Raw genomic sequence first — 1,280 nt, 5'->3', positions numbered from 1 at the left:
GCCTATTTGACCGAGCAAAGCGGAGCGCTCTGAACCCTCACATGGCAGCTCTGCACTGTTGCATTGCAACATCGCTTGACATTGGTGCGCCGGAAGGTCAGGTTCCCAGACACTTTTTGACAGCGCGTGATCGCCCGAGATCGTGTCGGCTCTTCTTTTTGAAGAATGCGGCAAACCAGCGGCGACCTGTCATTATCCAATCCCGATAGGGCGGCCCGGACACGCGGGGGGCGTCTTTACACCCCCGCTCCGTTCCCGGCCTCACATGATAGGCCGGGCTGAGCCTGCTTGTGAGATTTTCTCCACATGACGTCTTTTGCTGACTTGGGCCTGAACCAGGCCCTTCTCGATACTTTGGTTAAAGAAGGCTATGAAACGCCGACGCCGATTCAGGCCGGGGCGATTCCCATTCTGCTGTCGGGTAAGGATTTGCTCGGGATTGCCCAAACGGGCACCGGCAAGACGGCGGCTTTCGCGCTGCCGATTCTGCACAAACTGAGCCTGACCAATCAGCGCCCGTTCAAGCGTTCGGTGCGCACGCTCATTCTGAGCCCGACGCGCGAACTCGCCGGCCAGATCGCTGACAATATTCGCCAATATGGCCGCAATCTGCCCCTGACGGTGGCCGTGGCTTTCGGTGGTCAGCCGATTTTCCGCCAGATCCGCGCGCTGGAACGCGGTGTGGATATTCTGGTGGCAACGCCGGGCCGTCTGCTCGATCTCGTCAGCCAACATGCCGTGTTCCTCGATAAGGTCGACACGCTGGTACTCGATGAAGCCGATCAGATGCTCGATCTCGGCTTCATTCACCCGATCCGCCAGATCGTCAGCATGATCCAGCGCGAACGCCAAACGCTGCTGTTCTCGGCCACTATGCCGGACAGCATCGCCCGCCTCGCCAAAGACCTACTGAACCAGCCGGAACGCGTGGAAGTGACCCCCGTCGCCACCACCGCCGAACGCATCGTTCAGAAGGCGATTTTCGTGGATCGCGACGATAAGCGCGCCCTGCTGGCCGATCTGCTGAACGATCCGGTCATCACCCGCTCACTGGTTTTCACCCGCACGAAGCACGGGGCCGATAAGGTGGTTCGCCATCTCGATAGCGTCGGCATTCGCTCGGAAGCCATTCACGGCAACAAGTCGCAGCCGCAGCGCGAACGCGCTCTGGCCGCCTTCCGCAACGGTCACGTGACCGTGCTGATCGCAACCGATATCGCCGCGCGTGGTATCGATGTCGATGGCGTCAGCCACGTCATCAACTTCGATCTGCCGAATGT

The 1,280-nt window shown here is 60.1% G+C and carries 1 protein-coding gene; it reads left to right on the top strand.

The genetic code is table 11. The features are described 5' to 3' along the window. Positions 1 to 306: 306 nt before the first annotated feature. On the top strand, positions 307 to 1,280 hold a 974-nt coding region (locus VZ95_RS09405; RefSeq protein WP_045775616.1), incomplete at its 3' end, for a DEAD/DEAH box helicase.

The organism is Elstera litoralis (genome assembly GCF_000963705.1).
GTDB classification, from domain to species: Bacteria; Pseudomonadota; Alphaproteobacteria; order Elsterales; family Elsteraceae; genus Elstera; species Elstera litoralis.
Note: the sequence above shows the minus strand (reverse complement) of the source record. Positions and strands in the feature narration are given on the sequence as shown.